General features: G+C 61.6%; 20 protein-coding genes. 5 read left to right on the top strand and 15 right to left on the bottom strand.

What is annotated here, in order from left to right:
- Positions 1-214 precede the first annotated feature (214 nt).
- Positions 215-1,633, bottom strand: a complete 1,419-nt coding sequence (locus NKH29_RS30345; RefSeq protein ID WP_023717542.1) for a DEAD/DEAH box helicase — start codon at positions 1,631-1,633, stop codon at positions 215-217.
- Between the two features lie 387 nt (positions 1,634-2,020).
- Between NKH29_RS30345 and NKH29_RS30340 the strand changes: the two genes are divergently transcribed.
- Positions 2,021-3,553: an acyl-CoA carboxylase subunit beta gene (locus NKH29_RS30340; RefSeq protein WP_023717541.1), complete on the top strand. Its 1,533-nt coding sequence runs from the start codon at positions 2,021-2,023 to the stop codon at positions 3,551-3,553.
- Between the two features lie 7 nt (positions 3,554-3,560).
- The gene (locus NKH29_RS30335) at positions 3,561-4,631 is read left to right on the top strand and encodes a M48 family metallopeptidase (RefSeq protein ID WP_353001242.1); all 1,071 of its coding nucleotides are present in this window, start codon (positions 3,561-3,563) and stop codon (positions 4,629-4,631) included.
- 43 nt (positions 4,632-4,674) lie between these two features.
- Here NKH29_RS30335 and NKH29_RS30330 read toward each other — a convergent pair whose 3' ends face one another.
- Positions 4,675-6,681: a hypothetical protein gene (locus tag NKH29_RS30330; RefSeq protein WP_353001241.1), complete on the bottom strand. Its 2,007-nt coding sequence runs from the start codon at positions 6,679-6,681 to the stop codon at positions 4,675-4,677.
- Positions 6,678-8,228: an NAD(P)H-hydrate dehydratase gene (locus NKH29_RS30325; protein ID WP_352482516.1), complete on the bottom strand. Its 1,551-nt coding sequence runs from the start codon at positions 8,226-8,228 to the stop codon at positions 6,678-6,680. The genes NKH29_RS30330 and NKH29_RS30325 overlap by 4 nt, the downstream gene beginning before the upstream one ends.
- 364 nt (positions 8,229-8,592) lie before the next feature.
- Here NKH29_RS30325 and NKH29_RS30320 point away from each other — a divergent pair, with 364 nt between their 5' ends.
- Complete coding sequence (locus NKH29_RS30320) at positions 8,593-8,931, top strand: P-II family nitrogen regulator (protein ID WP_019857988.1); 339 nt, start codon at positions 8,593-8,595, stop codon at positions 8,929-8,931.
- Positions 8,932-8,985: 54 nt separating this feature from the next.
- Entirely contained in the window at positions 8,986-10,395 is a 1,410-nt protein-coding gene (glnA, locus tag NKH29_RS30315) for a type I glutamate--ammonia ligase (protein WP_023717536.1), read from the top strand.
- 117 nt (positions 10,396-10,512) lie between these two features.
- Here glnA and NKH29_RS30310 read toward each other — a convergent pair whose 3' ends face one another.
- On the bottom strand, positions 10,513-11,553 hold the full coding sequence (locus NKH29_RS30310) for a glutamine synthetase beta-grasp domain-containing protein (RefSeq protein WP_352908404.1): 1,041 nt from the start codon (positions 11,551-11,553) through the stop codon (positions 10,513-10,515).
- Positions 11,554-11,872: 319 nt separating this feature from the next.
- Here NKH29_RS30310 and NKH29_RS30305 point away from each other — a divergent pair, with 319 nt between their 5' ends.
- On the top strand, positions 11,873-12,067 hold the full coding sequence (locus NKH29_RS30305; protein ID WP_031193555.1) for a DUF2735 domain-containing protein: 195 nt from the start codon (positions 11,873-11,875) through the stop codon (positions 12,065-12,067).
- An 89-nt stretch (positions 12,068-12,156) separates the two neighbouring features.
- Here NKH29_RS30305 and NKH29_RS30300 read toward each other — a convergent pair whose 3' ends face one another.
- The 11 genes from NKH29_RS30300 to NKH29_RS30250 form a co-directional block, all read right to left on the bottom strand.
- The gene (locus NKH29_RS30300; RefSeq protein WP_023717534.1) at positions 12,157-14,046 is read right to left on the bottom strand and encodes an MFS transporter; all 1,890 of its coding nucleotides are present in this window, start codon (positions 14,044-14,046) and stop codon (positions 12,157-12,159) included.
- 179 nt (positions 14,047-14,225) lie between these two features.
- A complete protein-coding gene (locus NKH29_RS30295) occupies positions 14,226-15,017 on the bottom strand; it encodes an ATP12 family chaperone protein (RefSeq protein WP_353001240.1) in 792 nt (263 codons plus the stop codon).
- Positions 15,018-15,019: 2 nt separating this feature from the next.
- A complete protein-coding gene (locus NKH29_RS30290; RefSeq protein WP_353001239.1) occupies positions 15,020-15,937 on the bottom strand; it encodes a DMT family transporter in 918 nt (305 codons plus the stop codon).
- Positions 15,934-16,140 carry a hypothetical protein gene (locus tag NKH29_RS30285; RefSeq protein WP_353001238.1) on the bottom strand — a complete coding sequence of 69 codons (207 nt, stop codon included), beginning with the start codon at positions 16,138-16,140 and terminating at the stop codon, positions 15,934-15,936. The genes NKH29_RS30290 and NKH29_RS30285 overlap by 4 nt, the downstream gene beginning before the upstream one ends.
- A gap of 19 nt (positions 16,141-16,159) precedes the next feature.
- A complete protein-coding gene (locus tag NKH29_RS30280; RefSeq protein WP_352962885.1) occupies positions 16,160-17,140 on the bottom strand; it encodes an RluA family pseudouridine synthase in 981 nt (326 codons plus the stop codon).
- 62 nt (positions 17,141-17,202) lie between these two features.
- Positions 17,203-17,541, bottom strand: coding sequence for a DUF190 domain-containing protein (locus NKH29_RS30275; protein ID WP_023717530.1), 339 nt, complete (start codon positions 17,539-17,541; stop codon positions 17,203-17,205).
- Positions 17,538-17,993, bottom strand: a complete 456-nt coding sequence (gene crcB / locus NKH29_RS30270; RefSeq protein ID WP_353001243.1) for a fluoride efflux transporter CrcB — start codon at positions 17,991-17,993, stop codon at positions 17,538-17,540. The genes NKH29_RS30275 and crcB (NKH29_RS30270) overlap by 4 nt, the downstream gene beginning before the upstream one ends.
- Positions 17,994-18,022: 29 nt before the next feature.
- The gene (crcB, locus tag NKH29_RS30265; RefSeq protein ID WP_031193553.1) at positions 18,023-18,409 is read right to left on the bottom strand and encodes a fluoride efflux transporter CrcB; all 387 of its coding nucleotides are present in this window, start codon (positions 18,407-18,409) and stop codon (positions 18,023-18,025) included.
- Positions 18,410-18,440: 31 nt separating this feature from the next.
- Positions 18,441-19,271 carry an aspartyl/asparaginyl beta-hydroxylase domain-containing protein gene (locus NKH29_RS30260; RefSeq protein WP_023717527.1) on the bottom strand — a complete coding sequence of 277 codons (831 nt, stop codon included), beginning with the start codon at positions 19,269-19,271 and terminating at the stop codon, positions 18,441-18,443.
- Positions 19,272-19,406: 135 nt separating this feature from the next.
- Positions 19,407-20,717 (bottom strand): replication-associated recombination protein A, encoded by a 1,311-nt coding sequence (locus NKH29_RS30255; RefSeq protein ID WP_023717526.1) that lies wholly within the window; start codon positions 20,715-20,717, stop codon positions 19,407-19,409.
- Between the two features lie 42 nt (positions 20,718-20,759).
- Positions 20,760-22,247, bottom strand: a complete 1,488-nt coding sequence (locus NKH29_RS30250) for a DegQ family serine endoprotease (protein WP_352908406.1) — start codon at positions 22,245-22,247, stop codon at positions 20,760-20,762.
- Positions 22,248-22,336: the final 89 nt, after the last annotated feature.

Here is a 22,336-nt window from a genome sequence, read left to right as displayed (position 1 = left end):
CCTCCTGTCAAACTCACACGCTCCTCCCGCCCCCCCCCCTTCGCCCGCGGGTCGGGTCTCTCTAACTCTCCCTCGCGCTTCCCGGGCCGCACCCGGCCCCACTCCACCAACACTCCCCCCCCCCCCGCGCCGCCCCCCCCCCCCCCCCCCGCCGCCCCCCCCTTTTCAATCGTGAGTGACCAAGCCAAGCTTGGCCGACCGCAACACGGTCAGGCTATGCGGCCCGCGCTGCCGGCCGCTTACCGCCGAAGCGGCGCTTGTTGTTGCCCTTGAAGGGCTTGGCGCCTTCCGGCTTGCGCTCGCCCGCAAAGGCTGGCTTGTCGCCGAACCGCTTCTTGCCGAAGCCGTTGTTTGCGCCGCCGGGCCGCCTGCCGTCGCGACGGCCATTGTGGTCGTTGCGATCATTGGCCGGTTCGAAACTACGCTCGTTCTTCTCGGCGGGATTGCGCTGTGGATCGGGGCTGCCGAGATGGTCGGCAACGATCGGCAGCTTGGTGCGGATGATGCGCTCGACCTGGCGCAGCTTGCTGTTTTCGGACGGGTCGCAGAGCGTGATGGCGATGCCGTCCATGCCGTTACGGCCGGTGCGGCCGATGCGGTGGACATAGCTCTCCGCCTCGTCCGGCAGGTCGAAATTCACCACATGGCTTATGCCCGGCACGTCGATGCCGCGCGCCGCAATGTCGGTCGCCACGAGAATGCGCACCGAACCCTCGCGGAAATCGTTGAGTGCCTTCTGGCGAGCGTTCTGCGACTTGTTGCCGTGGATGACGGCGGCCTTGAAGCCGTCACGCTCGAGATCCTTTGTCACCCTGTCGGCGCCATGCTTGGTGCGCGAAAAGATGATGACGGACTTCATCGCCTCGTCGGCAAGCATGTTGGCCAGCACCTGACGCTTCTGCTTGGTGCGGGCAAAGACGACGCCCTGCACGATCTCGGCGGCCGCGGTGCTGTGAGGAGCGACTTCGACGCGAATCGGGTTCTTCAGCAGGCCTTTCGCCAGTTCGGCGATTTCGGCCGGCATGGTTGCCGAGAACAGCACCGTCTGACGGTCCGGCGCCGTCGCCCTGGCGATGCGCTTGACGTCGTTGATGAAGCCCATGTCGAGCATGCGGTCGCCTTCATCCAGCACCAGCCATTTGGTGTCGGCAAGCACGAGGTCGCCTTCACGCACCAGGTCGGTCAGCCGACCTGGCGTTGCGATCAGGATGTCGACGCCGGGCGCAACCTTCTTCACCTGGCTGAAGCGCGAGACGCCGCCAAGCACCAGCGCTGTCGAGACATGCGCGCCCTTGGCAAGCAGCTTGATCATCTCCTCGATCTGCACGGCGAGTTCGCGCGTCGGCGCCAGGATCAGTGCGCGGGCTGTCTTCGGCCGGCGCTTGGTGCCAAGTGCGATGATCTTCGACAGGATCGGCAGCGCGAACGCCGCCGTCTTGCCCGAGCCGGTCTGGGCGATGCCGAAAATGTCGCGGCCTTCGAGCTGCGGCGGGATCGCCTGGGCCTGGATCGGCTTCGGATCGGTAAAGCCGGCGGCATTCGTGGCCTTGAGCAGTGCGCCGGTAATTCCAAGTGCGGCGAAACCGTTCAGTTCCCCAGCGTCCTTACCGGTCAAAGTGTTTTCATTGGTCAAAATATTCTTCTTTCATGCGGCTCCTGGCCGCAAACATCAATGGCGGCAGGGCGCAACCTGCCGTCGAAAATTGTCATGAAACGACAAGGCGGGCGGACGTTATCGTCCGCACGGCAGCGCTGTCGTGCCCGCAGGCATCATGCCACGGGGCTTTTTCGCCACCTTGCCGATATGTCGGGAAGAGGGAAAACAGACGCAACCAGTCTCATTCATCGAGAAGGCCGGATTATCCCGGCCCAAGCGCCTATGCCGCCGCATATGGCCCAGTTCGCATCGAAATGCAAGGGGCCTGATGCTGCAGCGCAGCAAAAGCCATTAGGAAGCGGCGCTTGCGCTCTCCCCCAGGCATGATTACCACAATCAAGCTTTCCGTTTCGGGGACCGGTCATGAAGGACGTGCTGAAGGAACTCGAGCGCCGCCGCGAGGTCGCTCGCATGGGCGGCGGCCAGGCCCGCATCGACGCCCAGCACAAGAAGGGCAAGCTGACCGCCCGCGAACGCATAGACGTCTTTCTCGACGAGGGCTCGTTCGAGGAGTTCGACATGTATGTCGAGCACCGCTCGACCGATTTCGGCATGGAGAAAACCAAGATCGCCGGCGACGGCGTCGTTACCGGCTGGGGCACCGTCAACGGTCGCCCGGTCTATCTTTTCGCCAAGGATTTCACCGTGTTCGGCGGCTCGCTGTCCGAGGCGCATGCCGAAAAGGTGGTCAAGGTGCAGGAGATGGCACTGCGCAACCGCGCGCCGATCATCGGCCTCTACGACGCCGGCGGCGCCCGCATCCAGGAAGGCGTGGCGGCCCTCGGCGGCTATGCCGAGATCTTCCAGCGCAATGTACTGGCCTCCGGCGTCATTCCGCAGATTTCACTGATCATGGGCCCTTGCGCCGGCGGCGACGTCTATTCGCCGGCGATGACCGACTTCATCTTCATGGTCCGCGACACCTCCTATATGTTCGTCACCGGCCCGGATGTGGTGAAGACCGTCACCAATGAGACGGTCACCGCCGAAAGCCTCGGCGGCGCTTCCGTCCACACGACGAAGTCCTCGATCGCCGACGGAGCCTACGACAATGACGTCGAGGCGCTGCTGCAGATGCGCCGGCTGGTCGATCTGCTGCCCGCCTCCAACACGGCGGAAATTCCCGAGATCGAATGCTACCAATCGGTCACCGATCACGATCTGTCGCTCGACCGGCTGATTCCCGACAATGCCAACAAACCTTACGACATCAAAGAGTTGATCCTTAAAGTTTCCGACGAGGGTGACTTCTTCGAGATCCAGCAGAATTTTGCGAAAAACATCGTCACCGGCTTCGGCCGTGTCGAAGGCCGCACAGTCGGCTTCGTGGCCAACCAGCCGATGGTGCTGGCCGGCGTGCTCGATTCGGATGCCAGCCGCAAGGCCGCGCGTTTCGTGCGCTTCTGCGACTGCTTCTCGATCCCGATCGTCACCTTCGTCGACGTGCCGGGCTTCCTGCCCGGCACCGCGCAGGAATATGGCGGGTTGATCAAGCACGGCGCCAAGCTTCTGTTCGCCTATGCCGAAGCGACCGTGCCAAAGATCACCGTCATCACCAGAAAGGCCTATGGCGGCGCCTATGATGTCATGGCGTCAAAACATCTGCGCGGCGATATGAACTATGCCTGGCCAACGGCGCAGATTGCGGTGATGGGCGCCAGGGGCGCGGTCGAGATCATCTATCGCAAGGACATCGGCGACGCGGAGAAAATTGCAGCACACACAAAGGCTTACGAGGATCGCTTTCTATCGCCCTTCGTTGCCGCCGAGCGCGGCTATGTCGACGAGGTGATCATGCCGCATTCGACCCGCCGCCGCATCGCCCGCGCGCTCAGGATGCTGCGCAACAAGGATATGCAAAACCCTTGGAAGAAACACGACAACATCCCGCTGTGAGGGGCTGATGTCGCGCCTGGTCCTCTACATGGGAGCGCGTTTCGGCAGATTTGCCATCCTGCTCTTCGCTCTCCCGCTGTTCTGCCCAATAGTCCTGTGGTTCTGGCTCCTCGATTGGCATCCGCTCGCCGTCATCGCGACTGGTGCTGTTGCAATCCCGGCCGCGATGCCGGCCATCGTTCTGTTGATCGGAACATTGTTCGCCGGTTTTCGACCCAGCAAGGTCAAGGGGATTACTCGGGAATCAGCCCCGAAGCTGTGGGCTGTCTGGGAGAGTATTGCCGGCAAACACCGCGCCAGCCGAACGAGGATCATCCTGAGCGACGATCTCAACGCCAGCGTCGGTGAAGAGCGGCCGTTTCTAGGCTTGCTTGGTCGCAGGCCGATTCTCACCATCGGCCTGCCATTGCTCGCAGCGACCGACCAAAAGGCATTTGCGGCGATCTTGGCTCATGAGGACGCCCATCTGAAAAACAAAGATACAAATGGCGGACTCAACCTGGCCGAACTCGAGCAAAGCTTCGATCTAATCTTCGACTTCGCTCCTCCGGGGAAAACCGTTTCAGGCAGCCTGTTCTACTGGATGCTTGGTCCGCTGTCGCGCACTCTGGAGCGCGAAGAAATACGGTTGTCGCGACGAGCGGAAATTGACGCAGATCGCCATGCAGCGACGTCCGGCGACGCACATGATGCGGCCCGCGCCCTGCTTCTGATCGGTGCCGCCAGTGCGTTCTTCGATGATCAAGTCTATAGCCCGCTCCAGCGTGAACTGCTTGGCGCCATGGCTCCGCCCCGTCCACCACTCGAAAGGGTCCTGGCGGCCGCCGCTCACTTGTCGAGACTTCCCATTCTGCAGGAGTATGCTCAAAAAGCGTGGGACGCGCGAGATAACGAAAGTGCGGACCATCCGCCCTGGTCCGAACGTCTGATTGCTCTTGGATTTAGCTCGGCTCCAGAGATAGAACCAATTCTGGTTTCTGCCTTGTCGAGCCTGCTGAGCGATGCGTTCGTCGCCGAACGCGTCCGCCATTTCGACGGCGAATGGACATCGAACATCGCCGACGACCTCGATCGATAGCTATCCACCTGGAACTACTGCGGCCAATGCCTCAGTCGGTGGCCTATTCCTCTTCCGCAGCACCGAACCCGGCCCCCATCGTCGCGCGGGCAGCGCCTGACCACGGCGTGGCGTGATTGTCGATGCGCATCTGGAAGATAAAATAGGTCGGCGAGCAGAAGCCGATGCCTTTCACCTTGCCGATGCCGGGCGTATCGGGTGGCAGCGACTGGCACATGTAATCCTCGCGGCAGAAATGGTCGGCCGAGCAGGCAGGACGATTGCCGCGATTGACGGCACCGCCCAGGCACTGGTCGAAATTATTGGTCGCTACGCAGGTGTCGAATTTTTTGCCGCCGACCAACCCGCAAATCTCGTTCGGCATCGGTTTGCCCGTCTTGAAGGCGGCAAAGCTGCGATCCCGGTCGTCGCAGCCGCGATAGGCAATCCCCGCCGGCACACCGATCTTCGGCGGCCGGCAGGTGTAGGCGGCGCGCGAAATGCTTGGCGCGAACGCCGCGAACTGGCCGGTGATGGTATAGCGGTCATTGAAAGGCTGTTCCGGGTTGCTGGCGATCGAGCCGGTCAGGCATGGATGGCCGGAAAACATGTTTTCGCTGTCCTTGGGCAGCAGGCATTGCGCCAGCTTGGTGCGCACGCCGGACACGGTCGCCAGCGGCGTGCAGACGGTGCCGCCGCCGCATTGCCAAGTCGCGCCAAAGCGGGCCGCATCCGCCGGCATCAGGCACGGCATCGCCATCTCGGCCGGCGAATAGGCGATCTGTCCAGCATCGCTCCATGTCGCCGGCGGCGCGAAGGACAGCGGGCGGAAGCGGTTCGGTTCCTTGCCGTCGGCAGTCGCGTGCAGCCAGGCGACGCGACGCGGGATGTCGGCGTGGAGATGCGGCGAGATGCCGACCTCGATGCGGTTGAGCGGCGAGGTCGTCTTGTCATCGAGGCCGATGAAATGGAAACCGGCGGTCGAGCCCGCCTGATGGCAGCCTTGGCAGGCGCCGTTGTCCAGCCGCTCGACCAATGCCTCTGGCGTGCGCACCAGCTTCAGCGCAGAGAAATCGAGCCCTTCGAAATCCGCGGGCTGGAACAGCGGCGTGAACGGGTGGTTGGCCTGCCTTGCGCTGCCGAAGGTCGACCACGAAATGACCTTCCTTGCCAAAAACTCATCGGGGATTTGGTAGACGCCGAGATCGACCGCCGCAACATTGGTGCGGACATAGTCGGCAAGTCTTGCTTTCAGCGCGGCGTCTTCGGCAAGACGTGCCATGTCGGGCGTGTTTTCCAGCGGCTTTTCGCTGACAGCCGTTCCGTCGATGCCGAAAATTCGCATGAGATAGGCAGCCTGCCCGCCGAATTCGGTCTCCTGGCCGGAGGGGAAGCGGACCACTTGCGCATTGAGCTCGAGCTGCTTGAAGGTGAGCGCCGCTCTTTCCAGCGGCCCGCCGGTCAGCCAGCCGGCATCGACGCTCTCGTCGAGCTGTGGTGCCCAGCGTCCGGCGACGCCGACACAGCCGCCATCGACATCCGGCGTGGCATTGTAGACGGCACTGAAATTGAACGGCAGGCGCGAGGCCAAAACCTTGCCGTTCTTCTTGAAGCTGTAGGCGAGGCGATAGATGAAGCGCACTTCGCCGCAACTCCCGTCGCCTTTCAGCGCGGCGAAGTCGCGCCGGTCGAGCCGGTTGACCACGCCGACGAGGCGGAAGCGCGCTGCGTCGGTCCTCAGCCAGCGTATGTCCATGACACGGCCAACATTGCCGTCGGTCACCTCGTACAGCGGCCGGCCGCCGGCCTTCATCTCGGTCCGCAATGCTGCGACGTCGCTTGCAATCGTTTCGACGATCGCGTGGTAAGCCGGCGCCTTGTCATAAAGCGTCTTCAAATCGCCCTTGCCGTCGACGCCGAAAATGCCGGCGAAGCCAAAGCCCTTGGCATCGAGAGCAGCAAGTACCGCTGGATCATCGACGATGGTCACCGGCTGCTCAGCGGCATTCGCCGACAGTGTCGCCAAAGCGGCCATGACGAGCGTGGTGAAAAGGAGTGCAATGCGTCTCATCGAAGGTCCGGCTGGCTTTCGATCAATTCCCGCAGCACTGGCACCAGAGCCGACGGTAGATCCTCGGCGATCAAGCCGGGCCCGAAACGACGGCCGGCCTCGGCGTGGATCCAGACCGCCGCGCAGGCAGCCTGGAAGGCCGCCATGCCTTGCGCCAGCAATCCGGCCGCGATCCCCGACAGAACGTCACCAGAGCCAGCCGTGGCCAGCCACGGCGCACCGTTGGCATTGATCGCGGCCCTGCCGTCGGGCGCCGCGATCACCGTGTCGGCACCCTTGTAGACGACAATGGCATTGGCGCGCTTTGCTGCTTCGCGCGCCTTGGTCACTTTGGACTGTTTTTTGTTCCCAGCGATATCTGGAAAAAGCCTGGCGAATTCACCCTCATGTGGCGTCAGCACCAGTGCCGGCGACCATGTCTGACGCGCTGCGTCGAACAGTGCCTGAGGCTGAAGCGCCAACGAGGTGATGGCGTCGGCATCCAGAACGATGGCACTGGCGTGAATTTCAGGCGTAGCCGCTGATGCGCGGGTCAGATCCGCGATCGCCGCAATCAACTGCAATGCGAAATCGCCGACCTTGGGTTTCGGCCCGAGCCCCGGTCCGAACACCAGCGCCTCGGGATGCCGCGCCACGAGGAATTCCTGCACCTCTTCGAGCGAGCCGGCCTCGCGCAGCATGATCGAGGTCAGATGCGCGGCGTTCACCTGCATGGCGTTTCCAGGTGAAAGCACAGTTACTGCCCCTGCCCCACTGCGAGCCGCGGCCATGGCCGACAACCTCGCTGCGCCCGTCGCACTCGGTCCGCCGGAAAAGACAGCAACATGGCCACGCTTGTATTTATGCGAATCGACAGCCGTTCTCGGGTAGTACCATCGCAGCCAAAGTTCCGGTGTGTTCTCGAACGCCGTGACCTTGAGCTGATCGATGATCCCATCCGGAATGCCGATATCGGCGACGATGATCTCGCCGCACAGCTCGCGCCCCGGCATCAGCAGATGGCCTGGCTTTTTCCGCACGAAAGTCACCGTGACCTCGGCCTGGAAGTGAGCGTTAGTCAAGCCGGTCTCGCCTGACACACCCGAAGGCAAATCGATCGAGACCACCGGGACGCGCTCAGCGCTGCTCAAGCCTGAGACGGCCAACGCATGCATCGAAATGTCCTTGGACAGTCCCGCGCCGTAGAGTGCGTCCACGACCACTTCACCCGCTTCCGGGTAGCAATGGCCAATGTGTTCCACGGGCAAGTTGCAGGCATCAGAGGCCAACGCGGCATCGCTTCCGGGTTTCTGCTTGCCTTCGGCCCATACGGCAACGCTCATGCCGGCCTCTGCCAACAACCGCGCCACGACATAGCCGTCGCCGCCATTGTTGCCGGGGCCGCACAGGACATGGACGCGTCTCGCCTGGGGATAGCGCGCCAGGACGACGGCAGCGACCGCTTCGCCGGCGCGCCGCATGAGGCCGAAGCCATCGAGTGGCCCGGCCGCAATCGCCAGCCGATCGGCCTCGGCCATTTCAGACGGAGACAAAAGTTCGTTGCTCATGGAATATCAGGCGACATGCACATCATTTCCCCAAGCATTGTCCAGTTTTTGATCCGACGCAAACAACGAAGGTCCCTAAGCAAAGTTGGCGGCGTACCTCGTTCGGGACGACGGCGCGCAGCTGCTCATGAAATATCCGATCTGCCCAATTTTTGTGCGGACGGCAGGACCGGCGGTGTGTAGGCTCGCGGTGTTCATGGCGCATCCGACGCAGCGAATGATGCGAATGTACATTCCTGCGCGGCATGGTATCCAAATCATGTGAGGCTGCTCGGCGCCCCATCAATTGGCACAGTTCGTGCTTGATTGAAGCGCAAGCGGGGCTCACAACCCGTCTTTTTTGGCAGTGGAGGCCACTTTTTACATGAAAAAGATCGAAGCGATCATCAAGCCGTTCAAGCTAGACGAAGTGAAAGAAGCGCTTCAGGAGGCCGGGCTGCAAGGTATCACCGTTACCGAGGCCAAAGGGTTTGGCCGCCAGAAGGGCCATACCGAGCTTTATCGCGGTGCCGAATATGTCGTCGACTTCCTGCCGAAGGTGAAAATCGAGGTCGTGCTCGGCGACGATGCGGTCGAAGCCGCGATCGAAGCCATCCGCAAGGCGGCCCAGACCGGTCGCATTGGCGACGGCAAGATCTTCGTCTCCAACATTGAGGAAGTCGTGCGCATCCGCACCGGCGAAACCGGCATGGACGCGGTCTGAATTTTCCCGTTAAAAGGCCATGTTCAAAACGTCATCACATAGGGAAGCAGGGACATGACGACAGCCAAAGACATCATGAAGCAGATCAAGGACAACGACGTGAAGTTCGTCGATCTGCGCTTCACCGATCCGAAGGGCAAACTGCAGCACGTTACGATGGATGTCGTCGAGGTCGAGGAAGACATGTTTGCCGATGGTGTCATGTTCGACGGTTCCTCGATCGCCGGCTGGAAGGCGATCAACGAGTCCGACATGGTGCTGATGCCCGATCCCGATACGGTGCATATGGACCCGTTCTTCGCTCAGTCGACCATGGTCATCCTGTGCGACATCCTCGACCCGATCTCGGGAGAATCCTACAACCGCGACCCGCGCGGCACCGCCAAAAAGGCCGAGGCCTACATGAAGGCGGAAGGCATCGGCGACCAGATCTTCGTCGGTCCTGAAGCCGAGTTCTTCGTGTTCGACGACGTCAAGTACAAGGCCGATCCCTATAATACCGGCTTCCGGCTGGATTCGACCGAATTGCCGTCCAATGACGACACCGATTACGAGACGGGTAACCTCGGCCACCGGCCGCGCATCAAGGGCGGCTATTTCCCGGTGCCGCCGATCGATTCGGCACAGGACATGCGCTCGGAAATGCTCACCGTGCTCGCCGAGATGGGCGTGCGCGTCGAAAAGCACCACCATGAAGTGGCCGCCGCCCAGCACGAGCTCGGGATCAAGTTCGACACGCTGGTCCGCAACGCCGACAAGATGCTGATCTACAAATACGTCGTGCACCAGGTCGCCAATGCGTATGGCAAGACGGCCACTTTCATGCCGAAGCCGGTATTCGGCGACAATGGCTCTGGCATGCACGTCCACCAGTCGATCTGGAAGGAAGGCAAGCCGACCTTCGCCGGCAACGAATATGCCGGCCTGTCCGAGAGCTGCCTGTTCTACATCGGTGGTATCATCAAGCATGCCAAGGCGATCAACGCCTTCACCAACCCGCTGACCAACTCCTACAAGCGCCTGGTACCCGGCTATGAAGCGCCGGTGCTGCTCGCCTATTCGGCACGCAACCGCTCGGCCTCGTGCCGTATTCCGTTCGGCTCGTCGCCGAAGGCCAAGCGCGTCGAGGTCCGCTTCCCCGATCCGGGCGCGAACCCCTATCTTGCCTTCGCCGCCATGCTGATGGCCGGCCTCGACGGCATCAAGAACAAGATCCACCCGGGACAGCCGATGGACAAGGATCTCTACGACCTTCCGCCGAAGGAATTGAAGAAGATCCCGACCGTCTGCGGCTCGCTGCGCGAAGCCCTGCAGAGCCTCGACAAGGACCGCGGCTTCCTGAAGGCCGGCGGCGTCTTCGACGACGACCAGATCGACAGCTACATCGAGCTTAAGATGGCCGAGGTGATGCGCTTCGAAATGACCCCGCATCCGGTCGAATACGATATGTACTATTCGGTCTGATCTGGATCGTTGCAGCCAACAAAAAAACCCCGGCGGAGACGCCGGGGTTTTTTTTATTGCGATGCGATCGGAGAGAACGTCACGGCGCAGACCTGAGGTCTACGCCGGGACGAATGTTCAAGCCGCGGCCGAAACCTCGGCGCTGGTCGGGACGGAGGCGATCGTCTTCAATATCTGCGAGGCAATCTGGTAGGGGTCGCCCTGCGAGTTCGGACGGCGATCCTCGAGATAGCCCTTGTAGCCGTTGTTGATGAAGGAGTGCGGCACACGGATCGAGGCGCCGCGGTCGGCGATGCCGTAGCTGAACCTGTTCCACGGCGCGGTCTCGTGCTTGCCGGTCAAACGCTTGTCGTTGTCCGGACCGTAGACGGCGATGTGATCCATCAGGTTCTTGTCGAAAGCCGCCATCAGCGCTTCGAAATACGCCTTGCCGCCGACTTCTCGCATATAGGCGGTCGAGAAGTTGGCATGCATGCCGGAGCCGTTCCAGTCGGTATCGCCGAGCGGCTTGCAGTGATATTCGATGTCGATGCCGTATTTCTCGGTCAGGCGCTGCATCAGATAGCGTGCCATCCACATCTGGTCGGCGGCCTTCTTGGAGCCCTTGCCGAAAATCTGGAATTCCCACTGGCCTTTGGCCACTTCGGCGTTGATGCCTTCATGGTTGATGCCGGCGGCGAGGCAAAGGTCGAGATGCTCCTCGACGATCTGCCTGGCGACGGAGCCGACATTGCTGTAGCCGACGCCGGTGTAGTACGGGCCTTGCGGCGCCGGATAGCCACTCTCGGGGAAGCCGAGCGGGCGGCCGTCCTTGTAGAAGAAATATTCCTGCTCGAAGCCGAACCAGGCGCCCTCGTCGTCGAGAATGGTGGCGCGCTTGTTGGACGTATGCGGCGTCACGCCGTCCGGCATCATGACCTCGCACATGACGAGCGCGCCATTGGTGCGGGCGGGATCCGGATAAACGGCAACCGGCTTCAAAACGCAGTCGGAGCTGTGGCCCTCGGCCTGCATGGTCGAAGAACCGTCGAAGCCCCACAGCGGAAGCTGGTCGAGCGTCGGAAACTCGGCATAGTCCTTGACCTGCGTCTTTCCGCGGAGATTGGGAACCGGGGTGTATCCATCGAGCCAAATGTACTCGAGCTTGTATTTCGTCATTCTAGCCTCTCGTTGCTTGATCACCGAACCCTGGATGGCGCCGGGGCGAGCCGGCCTATCCAGCAGCCGACCTGCCGGATTACTAAAATGCAATTCGTGTGCCATTCTCGCCGGCGACGGATGCGGCAAAAGCGATGTAGTGTCGGCGCAAAATTGCTGAGCCGTCGTAATTGTGCGATCGGATCGCTCACAAGCATAGTTTGCATAAATATTGTGCAGCTACTGATCTTTTTATAATCATGTTGCCTAATTCGATTGCGAAACCTATCTTGGGGAAAGGTTGAATCGGCAAGGTTGTGCCGAAGAAAGGAAACCGACAATGGAAATCACTTCCACTCCTCAGTCGGCCAAAATCCTGATGTTCCCGGTGGCAGCGCGCGCTTCTGCCTCAAATTTAAGCGGAAAGGCTAAGTTCGCAGCAGAACTTGCTTCTTTGCGCAACCGAACGGATTTCGGAAGTGCCTGGTATCATGAGGCAGCGATCGAAGAAGCGAAAAACGATCGGAAGAGCTGAGCCTCCCCATCTCTCGTCTCCCTCCGATGAATCGCAAAGCCCGGCGCGATCGCTCGCGCCGGGCTTTGCTTTGAATCGGGACAGGTCGGCTATTGCTTGGTATGCAGGTCTGTTCCGAGGGTATCCCTGATGAAGATCATGCCGATGACCAGCGACATCGCCGCGATCACCACCGGGTACCAGAGACCGTAGTAGATGTCGCCCTTGTAGGCGCTGAGCGCGAACACCGTCGCCGGCAGCAGCCCGCCGAACCAGCCATTGCCGATATGGTAGGGCAGCGACATTCCGGTGTAGCGGATGCGGGTCGGAAACATCTCGACCAGGATCGCGGCGATCGGCCCGTACACCATCGTGACGAAGATCACGAGGACGAACAGGATGGCGATCGTCATCGGCCAGTTGACCGCGGCCGGGTCGGCAAACATGGCAAAGGGACCGCCGCCCGGTATGGTGTAGACAGTGACCTCGGGGGCTCCCGCAGCCTCATCGGCAGTCAGCAGCTTGTCCTTGATCGCCTGGTCGGTCGGGACCGTCGCCTTGTCGCCGGAGCGGATCGCGGCCGTATCGAGCTTCAGCTCGGGATTGGCCGCAATGAAGGCCTCAAGCTTCTGGTCCGGCACCTTGGCCGCTGCCCGCTTCAGCGGATAGCCGCCGTCCCGAAGCGCTGTGTTTACCGCTTTGGCGAAAACGGCGTCCTTAGCCTTGGCTTGATCGCCGGCCGCAGTCGCGTCGTACGACTCAACTGTCTCGTTGCCGATTTTGACCGACGCTGCAGTGCCGGGGGCTGCCGTCGTTACCACGTCATAAGGCACTGAGTTCTTGGTCAAGAACGAGGTGGCGATATCGCAGGACGTCGTGAACTTCGCCGTGCCCACCGGATTGAACTGGAACTTGCAGTCGCCCGGTGCCGCGGTGACCGTCGCGCGCGTGTTTTGCTGCGCGGTGGCGAGCGCCGGGTTGGCTGCCCAGGTCAGCGCCTTGAACAACGGGAAAGTGCAGACGATCGCCAGTGCAAGGCCGGCCATGATGATCGGCTTGCGACCGATCTTGTCGGAGAGCCAGCCGAACACGACGAAAAAGATGGAGCCGACCGCCAGCGCGATTGCGATCATGATGTTGACCGACTGCGCGTCGACCTTGAGCACGTTGGTTAGGAAGAACAGCGCGTAGAACTGGCCATTGTACCAGACCACGGCCTGGCCGGCTGTGAGGCCGAGCAGTGCCAGCAGCGCAATCTTTGCGTTCTTCCATTGGCCGAAGGCTTCCGTCAATGGCGCCTTGGAGCCTTTGCCTTCGTCCTTCATGCGCTGGAAGGTCGGCGATTCAGAAAGCGACAGCCGGATCCATATCGAAATCCCGAGGAGCAGAAAGGAAACGATGAAAGGAATGCGCCAACCCCACGCGGCGTAGGTTTCCTTGGCCATCGACCCCTGGACGATCAGGATGACGACCAGCGACAGGAACAGGCCGAGCGTTGCCGTCGTCTGTATCCACGACGTGTAGTAGCCGCGGCGATCGTCGGGTGCGTGCTCGGCGACATAGGTCGCGGCACCGCCATACTCGCCACCGAGCGCCAGGCCTTGCAACATGCGCAAGATGATCAGGATCACGGGAGCGGCAATGCCCAAAGTCGCATAGCCAGGCAGCAAGCCGACCAGGAAGGTCGACAGGCCCATGATCGTCATCGTGACAAGGAAAGTGTATTTACGGCCGACAAGATCGCCGATGCGGCCGAACAGCAATGCGCCGAACGGACGCACGAGGAAGCCAGCGGCGAAAGCCAGCAGCGCGAAGATATTGCGCGTAGCTTCCGGGATGGTTGGGCTGAAAAAAGTCGAACCAATGAACACTGCCAACGAGCCGTAGAGATAAAAATCATACCATTCGAAAACGGTGCCGAGCGAGGAGGCGAAGATGACCTTCTTCTCCTCGCGCGTCATGCCGCGGCTTGTTTTGCCGGCGGTCGATGCCATTGCCATGAGTGTATCCTCCCGTGTGATTCCGTCGGTCCTCGATGCTGCGCGTCATCGTCCGCGTTTCCTCGGAACGCAGACTCAGTGCAGCCACCGGTGCAAAAAATGACAGAAAGCAGTGCCCAGAGGCAGACCGCCTTTGGGATTATGACTTTGGTCTAATGTGCAGTGCGAAATAGCGGGCGTCAGCCTTTGAGCGCTTCGAGCAGGCTGACTGCCGCCATCATGTCGCGCTTGCGGGCGGCGCGGCGGGCGACGGCCTCGGCATCATGGCCCCATTGCTCGGCCTGCCAGTCCTCGTCGACATGGCCGGCAGCCCAGGCCACCTCGCCGTCGAGCTCGCCGAAATCGACGGCCAGCGCCAGCAGCGCCGATCCGGTCAGCGAGGTCATGACGTGGATGGCAGCAAGGCGCAGCGGATCGGCACGTTGGGCTAGATGCTGGCCAAGCAGCGCGATACTCTCGCGCGGCTGCTCGACGTGGATCACGCCTTCGGCGAGCTGGAACCGGGCGCCGAGCGCGCTGCGCGCCCAGTCGATGACCGGATCCCAATGCTCGTTCTGCCGGTCGACCAACCCCTGTGGTGCATCGGCGCGGTAGCAGAGCATATCTGATGAGGCGAAACGCAGGATGTCCTCCAGCACCGCCTGGGGATCACTGGCGACCCCATCGATTGCCGTATTGACCAGACGCATCAACGGCATCGTTACCGGGTCGATGGTCTCCTCCTGTGCGGCGAATTCGTCCGCAATAAGAGCAGCCGCCTTTTCGGTCGGCAGCGCCAGCAGCGCCTTGGCGGGCGTGCGGACGGGCTTGCCATCGAGATGGACGGCAAAACCATCCTCGACCGGTGCCACCGCGACGGTCTTGTAGAAGCGTTTTGGCAGTTGCGTCTTCATCTGGATTTGGGCACGGCGTACCGGATCCGGATCGGAGAGCTGTTTTCCAGCTTCGAGGTCGTTCAATATATCGCGCATGCTCATCCGGGGCTTTGTTTTCGGGCCGGCCGGTTGACGATGATAAGACCGGCGGCGATGAGGCCGAGTGCCAGGAAGATACGAACGGTCAACGGCTCGTTCAAGAAGACAGCGCCGCAGAGCACGCCGAACACCGGCGACAGGAAGGTGAAGCTCGACAGTCCAGATGCAGGGTAGCGCCGCAGCAGCCAGAACCACAGAACATAGGTGAAGGCGACAACGTAGACGGCCTGGAACAACAGCGCCACGGTCGGCAGAAGAGAAAAGCTGCGGACGGGCGGCCCGGCAAAGGGCATCACCAAAATGCCGACGGCGGCGGCACCGGCCAGCTGATAGAGCAGCAGCTTTTCGGCGCTGGCCTCCACCAGTTTCGACCGCTTGATGACAATGTTGGTCACGGCCCACAGAATGCCGGCGCCGAGACTGAGCAGGTCGCCGCTCAACGTCTCGCCACCATTAGCGCTCAGTTTGTCGGAAAACACCGCGACCAGCCCGGCGAAAGCGAGCAGAAGCCCAACGAGCTTGCGTGCCGTGATGCTTTCGTCCAGCAGGAAATGGCCGCCGACCAGCATCCAGAACGGCATGGTGTTGACCAGCAAGGTGTTGCGCACGACCGTCGTATGCTCGAGCCCGACATAGAGAAACAGGAACTCGAGACCGAAAAGCGCGCCTGCCAGAATGCCGGCGACGAGGGTCTTGTCGGACGTGAACAGCGCGATGTGGCGCCAGCGGCACCAGCCGAAAACACACAGGCCGCCGATTACCGAGCGGGCGATGGACAGGAAAACAGGGTCGTAGCCGGCATAGGAGATCTTGGCGGCGACGTAGTTCAGGCCCCAGGAAAAGGTCAGCCCGACCATGATAACGGCGGCGGCAGCGTCAACGGAACTGCGGCGGTCCATTGCGGTTGCTGCGGTCATTGCTTGGACTGGCTTTCCAGTTTCGCGAGCAGCGCCTTCAGCACTTCGGTATTCTGCCTTACCGCTTCGGTTTTCTCACGGCCGATTTCGGCCATCGACCCCTGCCGGGTTGCAACGCGGCGCATATAAGCGAACCAGACGACGAGAATCAGGATGAATGGCAACCAGTTCACCAACTGACGAACGAGCGACGCCTCATCCATGGTTTACTCCCTCGCTCATTTAATCCTCCGCGCTCGCGTCGTCGAAACCGAGTAGGTTCCAGCTCTGGCGCATATGCGGCGGCATCGGTGCGGTGACGTCGACAAAACCCTTGTCGGGATGAGGGATGACGATGCGGCGTGCGTGCAGATGCAGGCGGTTTTGCATGCCGCCTGGAAAATCCCAATTGGTGTCGGCTTCGAAATATTTGGGGTCGCCGATGATCGGGCAACCGATATGGGCGGCATGAACACGAAGCTGATGAGTGCGCCCGGTATAGGGTTCCATCTCCAGCCATGACAGGGTCTGCGCCGCCTGTTCGACGATGCGGTAATAAGACACGGCGTGGTCGGCGCCCTTTTCGCCATGCTTGGCGATGCGCACGCGATCGCCGTCGGGCGTCGGTTCCTTGATCAACCAGGTCGAGATCTTGTCCTCGCGCTTCGGCGGCACACCTTTGACCAGCGCCCAGTAGGTTTTCTTCGTCTCACGCGCCCGGAACGCTTCGGCGAGCTTCATGGCGGCGAGCCTTGTACGGGCGACAACCAGCACACCCGACGTGTCGCGGTCGAGCCGGTGCACCAGGCGCGGCTTCTCGCCCTTCTGGTTGCGCCAGGCTTCCAGCATGTCGTCGACATTGCGGGTAACGCCCGAACCGCCCTGAACCGCTAGGCCGGCCGGCTTGTTGAAGACGAAGACCTTCGGGTCCTCATGGATCAGCATCTTGGCCAAGACATCGGCATCGCCCTGGTTGCGTATCGAATGGCCGGTGAGCGGGCTTTCGCCTTTCTTGTCCACTTCGAGCGGCGGCACACGCACCGTCTGGCCGGCTTCGACGCGTGTATCGGCCTTCACCCTGCCGCCGTCGACCCGGATCTGGCCGGAACGCAGCAGCTTCTGCAGATGACCGAAACCGAGACCGGGAAAATGGGTCTTGAACCAGCGGTCGAGCCGCATGCCCGCCTCGCCGGTATCCACTGTGATCTGTTCAACGCCTGCCATGATTCCAATCGCCGTTTTGCGAACATGCAACGGCATTCGCCGGCACCCGCAATCTCACTCGGTTATTCGTTGTCGGTTCCATATTGCAGAACCTGAACTTTCTCCAGCGTGATCAAGCCACTTGTCATGATTGTTTCAAGCACGGGCAGAAAAGCGGCCAATTTTTCCTCGTCGTCGACGATCTCGATGACAAGGGGAAGGTCCTCCGAGAGACGGAGGATCTTCGTGGTGTGAAGTCGGCTGGAATGGCCAAATCCCATCGCCCCGCGCAGGACGGTCGCGCCGGCAATCTGCATTTCGCGGGCCTTCAGCACGATGACCTCATACAGCGGACGGCCATCTGCCCTGTCGTTTTCGCCGATAAATATGCGCAGCAATTGTGCCTGTGGTGGTATCTTCATTGCCTGGATCCTCTCAGCCGGTTGAGGCGCACTGCAAAGATGTGGCCAAGCCAGACGGCGGCAAGCCAGGCCACCACGGAGATCGCGATATTGAGTGCCGCCGCCACAAGCTTCCCGCTTTGCGCGAGGGTGAGTGTTTCAAGGCTGAAAGCGGAGAAGGTCGTCAGGCCACCGCAGAAGCCGGCCATGAAGAACTGGCGCTGCAGCGGACTGGCGAAGACGCGACCATCCGGTCCCGTCAATGTCGCATAGAAGCCGATGAGGAATGAGCCGACAATGTTGACGAGGAGTGTGCCGAAGGGAAATCCAGTGCCCCACCAGGCGGTGCTCGCCAATGAGGCGAGCGCCCGCAGCACGCCGCCGATCATGCTGCCAGCGGTCACGGTCGCATAGATACGAACCGTTTGGCTCGTTCGGCGCGAGCCAATGAGGCGCGCCGCACGCCCCGCCATCCCGTCGGAGCGGAGCTTCTGCGGGCCGCTCATGGCGCCCCGCTGCCAATCAGAAGACTTCCCGCGGCAAAGCCCAGCGTCACGCCGCCGAGGCTCAGGAAAACCGAAAGCAGCACATTTCCGCCGGCCCGCAGCCATTCGCCCTCACGCGCCAGCGCCAGCGTCTGCAGGCTGAATGAAGAGACCGTGGTGTAGCAGCCGAGGCCGCCGGTGACGACAAAGGCCCAAAGGGCAGGCATGCCGTCGCGCGCCACGGCATGCGCAACGACGCCGATTGCAAACGCCCCCGACACATTGACGACCATCGTGCCCCAAGGAAAGGTCTCGCCGACCCGGCGGGCGACGAAGCCGGACAGGAAGAAGCGGGCCATTGCACCGATCGCGCCACCAAGACAGACAAGCAACAGATGATACATCGTGCTCCCTCGCGCCAGTTACGCTACGGTGTCAGGCAGCTCCGACCTTCTTCGGCTTGCTGGAGGCGATCATCTTCCAGTTCTTGTAGAACATGGCATTGATGCGCTCGACGCTGACCGAAACAATGGCGAGGAGCGTCGAGATCAGACCGGGAAACGGCGATGGGCGAATGATGTCCATGAACACGCAGTAGCGGCGCCCGTCATACTCGTTGACCGAGCGATGAAGCAGCGTGTCGTCGAAGATGAACAGCGGGTTCTCGTGCCAGTAATTCTTGGCGTTGCCACACTGGACGAACACTTCCGATTTCACCGGGATGAGGTTGTAGAGAATGCGCAGGCTGAGCCGGAGCGGGCCAAAGTGCCAGGAAGTCGATTCCCTGCCGCTGAACACAGAGACGGCAATCGTCTTGATGTATTTGAAATCCTTGTTGAATTCGGCGACGTTGTCTATTTTGTGCTTGCCATACCACTGATAGACATACATGCCGCGCCGGCCGCTGCCGAAATTGGCGTCGATGTCGGCGATGATCTCGTCCTTGCGTGCCTTGAAGACATCCAGGACCTCGTTGACCTCGCGCTGGTAGTCCGGAGGAAACTGGTCCAATTTCCAGACACCGCGGTTTCTATAGCACAGCAGATCCACCAGCAGATTGAAGGGCGAAAGCAGCCAGGTGAAGATGCCGTTGCCCAGGAAATAACCACTGAACAGCGCCCAATTCTTGTTGTCGTTGCGCAACACGTCGATCAGGCCGAGGACGATGAAAATCGTCGTCAGAATGGGAATGACATAGAAGCCGAGCGCCAGCAGCGGAATGGCTATGGCGAACTTCCGAAGGGTTTTGCGGGATTTTTTTGTCATTTTTCCACGCGCCAGGCGCGATTCCGTTCTGAATATCGTCGGTACGTTTCTGGCCTGCCGCCGGCCGAAGGCGCATCTTGATAGGGTTTTTTATCCCACCAGACAACGCCGATCACACCAGTGTGCGACTGGCAGCTACTTTTCCCGCTCGCTGCGCAGCTTCGCCCAATAGTCCAGCCGCTTCCTGATATCGCGCTCGAAGCCGCGCTCGGGCGGATCGTAGAATGTCTGCCTTCCCATCTTCTCAGGAAAATAGTCCTGGCCGGAAAAAGCGTCGGGCTCGTCGTGGTCGTAGCGATAGCCGGCGCCGTAATCTTCCTGTTTCATCAGCTTGGTCGGCGCATTGAGAATGTGCTTGGGCGGCAGCAGCGAACCGAATTCCTTGGCCGCCTGTGTGGCGGCCTTGAATGCGGTATAGACTGCATTGGATTTCGGCGCGGTAGCGAGATAGACGGTAGCCTCGGCGAAGGCCAGTTCGCCCTCGGGCGAGCCCAGATAGTCGTAGGCGTCCTTGGCGGCGTTGGCGACGACGAGTGCCTGCGGGTCGGCCAGCCCGATATCCTCCATCGCCATGCGCACCAACCGGCGCCCGAGATAGAGCGGATCCTCGCCGGCGTCGAACATGCGGGCCAGATAGTAGAGTGCCGCGTCGGGGTCGGAGCCGCGCACCGATTTGTGCAAGGCGGAGATCAAATTGTAATGGCCGTCCTGGCCCTTGTCGTAGATCGGCGCGCGGCGCTGGACGATGCGCTGTAAGGCCTCGGCGCCAAACACTTCACCTGATTTGGCGGCACGCCAGACCTCTTCGGCCAGTGTCAGCGCCGCGCGGCCGTCGCCGTCGCTCATGCGGATGAGCATCGCCCGCGCCTCGTCATCGAGCGGCAGCGCCCTGCCCTCTGCCTCCTCGGCCCGCGCCAGGAGCTTGGCGATGCTGTCCTCGCCGAGCGAGTGAAAGACCAGGACGCGTGCGCGCGACAACAGCGCGGCGTTAAGCTCGAAGGACGGGTTCTCCGTGGTGGCGCCGACCAGCACGACGGTGCCGTCTTCCATCACGGGCAGAAAACTGTCCTGCTGGGCGCGGTTGAAGCGATGGATCTCGTCGACGAACAGCAGTGTCTGGCGGCCGTTGGAGCGGCGCAGCTTCGCTGCCTCGAACACTTTCTTCAGGTCGGCAACGCCGGAAAACACGGCCGAGATCTGTTCGAAAGCGAGGCTTGTCTCGCCGGCAAGCAGCCGTGCGACCGTGGTCTTGCCGGTGCCGGGCGGGCCCCAGAAGATCATCGAGCCGAGCGAGCCGGAGCCGATCAGCCGCGTCAGCGCGCCGTCGGGACCGGTCAGATGCTCCTGGCCGACGACCTCGCCGAGGTTCTTCGGGCGCAGACGGTCGGCCAGCGGCCTGCCGGGCGGCGTCTTTTCCGGTTCATCGACACTGAACAGATCGGCCATGCAACTTCTTCTGCCTGGAGCCCGACCATGCTGACGTCGGGCTTAGTAACGCAACACCTGGCGCAGTATCTGCCCGCCGCGCTCGACGGTAAAGCGCCACCAGCGTGTATCCTGCTGGGCTATCTGTTCCAGGGTCGCCGCCTTGTCGATCGTCAGGCCATTGACCTCACGCACGATGTCGCCCGGCTGGAAACCAAAATCGGCAGCGGGCGAATCGCGGTTGATATCGACGACGGTGACGCCTTTGACATCGGTGCGCAGACCAAGCCGCTGGGCAAGCCGTGGCGATAGTTCGGCAACCCTGGCACCGGAAAACGGGCTACGGCCGCGCAATGTGAGCTCCGCAGCTTTGGCGCCCTCAGGCGGCCGTTCCAGCGCGATGTCCATCGTCGCCTGCTGACCCTTGCTTAGAACGCCGAAGCTGGCATTCGTACCGATCGACAGCGTCGCCATCCGGTAGTCCAGCGCCCCGACGCTCTCGACCGGCTTGCCGTTGAGCGACAGCACCACGTCACCAGGCTTGAGCCCTGCCTTGGCAGCGGGTCCTGCCTCTTCGACCGAAGAAACCAGCGAGCCGGCCGGTTTGTCCATGCCGAGCGATTCGGCAATCTGCGGCGTCACCGCCTCGAACTCGGCACCGACATACGGCCGCTCGAAGAAGTCGAGCCCGGCCTTGGCCGCATCGGCGAAGGCGCGAACCATGTTCGAAGGGATGGCAAAGCCGATACCGATCGAGCCGCCGCTACGGCTATAGATCGCAGTGTTGATGCCGATCAGTTGACCACCCATGTTGACCAGCGCGCCACCGGAATTGCCCGGGTTGATGGCGGCGTCGGTCTGGATGAAGAAGCTGGAATCGGAGACGCCGATATGGCTGCGCGCCACAGCCGAAATGATGCCGCTGGTGGTGGTCTGGCCGACACCGAACGGATTGCCGATCGCCAGCACCAGGTCGCCGACCTCGAGCGCGTCGGAATCGCCAATGGCGATCACCGGGAACGGCTTGTCGGAAGAAATCTTGAGCACGGCGAGGTCGAGCGTCTCATCCTTGAGCAGCACCTTGCTGTCGAATTCGCGCCCGTCGGCGGTCGCGACCTTGACCTGGTCGGCGTCCTTGACGACGTGGAAATTGGTGACCACGACGCCGGTCGGATCGACCAGCACCCCCGAACCGAGCGAAGACTGCGCGCGCGGCTGCGAGCGGCCGAAGAACTCCTCGAAGAACGGATCGCCATCAAAGGGCGACGTCACCTTGGCGGTTTGCGAGGCGTAGACATTGACCACGGCCGGGGCCGTCTGCTTGACCAGCGGCGCGAAGGACAGCTGCACCTCCTCGCGGCCGAACGGCACGCGCTTGTCGGGGCCGGAGGTGGCGTTTTCGCCTTCGACGCCATGCAGCATATCGGTCAGCACGTCGGACAGACCGGGATCTGGCTTGGTCTCCTCCGCCAGCGCGTGCCTGGCCGCCGGCACGACGGCCAGCGCCATCAAGGCGCAGATCAGAACAAGGGACAGCCGTTTAACGCGCATTCCGAATCCTCCAAGTCGGGCGCCATTGTCCTGACGATTGTGCAAAATGAAAGGCTAAGCCGCTGAAATCCGATTATTTTGGATAGTCG

The organism is Mesorhizobium sp. M1295, assembly GCF_040318135.1.
Classification (GTDB): Bacteria; Pseudomonadota; Alphaproteobacteria; order Rhizobiales; family Rhizobiaceae; genus Mesorhizobium.
The sequence above is the reverse complement of the archived record's forward strand: the minus strand, read 5'-3'. Positions and strand labels throughout refer to the sequence as shown.

What these genes read in the sequence shown, in the direction of transcription:
- NKH29_RS30300 (WP_023717534.1), bottom strand. Translation starts at nt 14,046, where the DNA reads ATGGCAATGGCATCGACCGCCGGCAAAACAAGCCGCGGCATGACGCGC.
- NKH29_RS30290 (WP_353001239.1), bottom strand. Translation starts at nt 15,937, where the DNA reads ATGACCGCAGCAACCGCAATGGACCGCCGCAGTTCCGTTGACGCTGCC.
- NKH29_RS30260 (WP_023717527.1), bottom strand. Translation starts at nt 19,271, where the DNA reads ATGACAAAAAAATCCCGCAAAACCCTTCGGAAGTTCGCCATAGCCATT.
- NKH29_RS30275 (WP_023717530.1), bottom strand. Translation starts at nt 17,541, where the DNA reads ATGAAGATACCACCACAGGCACAATTGCTGCGCATATTTATCGGCGAA.
- NKH29_RS30320 (WP_019857988.1), top strand. Translation starts at nt 8,593, where the DNA reads ATGAAAAAGATCGAAGCGATCATCAAGCCGTTCAAGCTAGACGAAGTG.
- NKH29_RS30295 (WP_353001240.1), bottom strand. Translation starts at nt 15,017, where the DNA reads ATGCGCGATATATTGAACGACCTCGAAGCTGGAAAACAGCTCTCCGAT.
- NKH29_RS30250 (WP_352908406.1), bottom strand. Translation starts at nt 22,247, where the DNA reads ATGCGCGTTAAACGGCTGTCCCTTGTTCTGATCTGCGCCTTGATGGCG.
- NKH29_RS30340 (WP_023717541.1), top strand. Translation starts at nt 2,021, where the DNA reads ATGAAGGACGTGCTGAAGGAACTCGAGCGCCGCCGCGAGGTCGCTCGC.
- NKH29_RS30280 (WP_352962885.1), bottom strand. Translation starts at nt 17,140, where the DNA reads ATGGCAGGCGTTGAACAGATCACAGTGGATACCGGCGAGGCGGGCATG.
- NKH29_RS30285 (WP_353001238.1), bottom strand. Translation starts at nt 16,140, where the DNA reads ATGGATGAGGCGTCGCTCGTTCGTCAGTTGGTGAACTGGTTGCCATTC.
- crcB (WP_353001243.1), bottom strand. Translation starts at nt 17,993, where the DNA reads ATGGCGGGGCGTGCGGCGCGCCTCATTGGCTCGCGCCGAACGAGCCAA.
- NKH29_RS30310 (WP_352908404.1), bottom strand. Translation starts at nt 11,553, where the DNA reads ATGACGAAATACAAGCTCGAGTACATTTGGCTCGATGGATACACCCCG.
- NKH29_RS30335 (WP_353001242.1), top strand. Translation starts at nt 3,561, where the DNA reads ATGTCGCGCCTGGTCCTCTACATGGGAGCGCGTTTCGGCAGATTTGCC.
- NKH29_RS30330 (WP_353001241.1), bottom strand. Translation starts at nt 6,681, where the DNA reads ATGAGACGCATTGCACTCCTTTTCACCACGCTCGTCATGGCCGCTTTG.
- NKH29_RS30255 (WP_023717526.1), bottom strand. Translation starts at nt 20,717, where the DNA reads ATGGCCGATCTGTTCAGTGTCGATGAACCGGAAAAGACGCCGCCCGGC.
- glnA (WP_023717536.1), top strand. Translation starts at nt 8,986, where the DNA reads ATGACGACAGCCAAAGACATCATGAAGCAGATCAAGGACAACGACGTG.
- NKH29_RS30305 (WP_031193555.1), top strand. Translation starts at nt 11,873, where the DNA reads ATGGAAATCACTTCCACTCCTCAGTCGGCCAAAATCCTGATGTTCCCG.
- NKH29_RS30325 (WP_352482516.1), bottom strand. Translation starts at nt 8,228, where the DNA reads ATGAGCAACGAACTTTTGTCTCCGTCTGAAATGGCCGAGGCCGATCGG.
- crcB (WP_031193553.1), bottom strand. Translation starts at nt 18,409, where the DNA reads ATGTATCATCTGTTGCTTGTCTGTCTTGGTGGCGCGATCGGTGCAATG.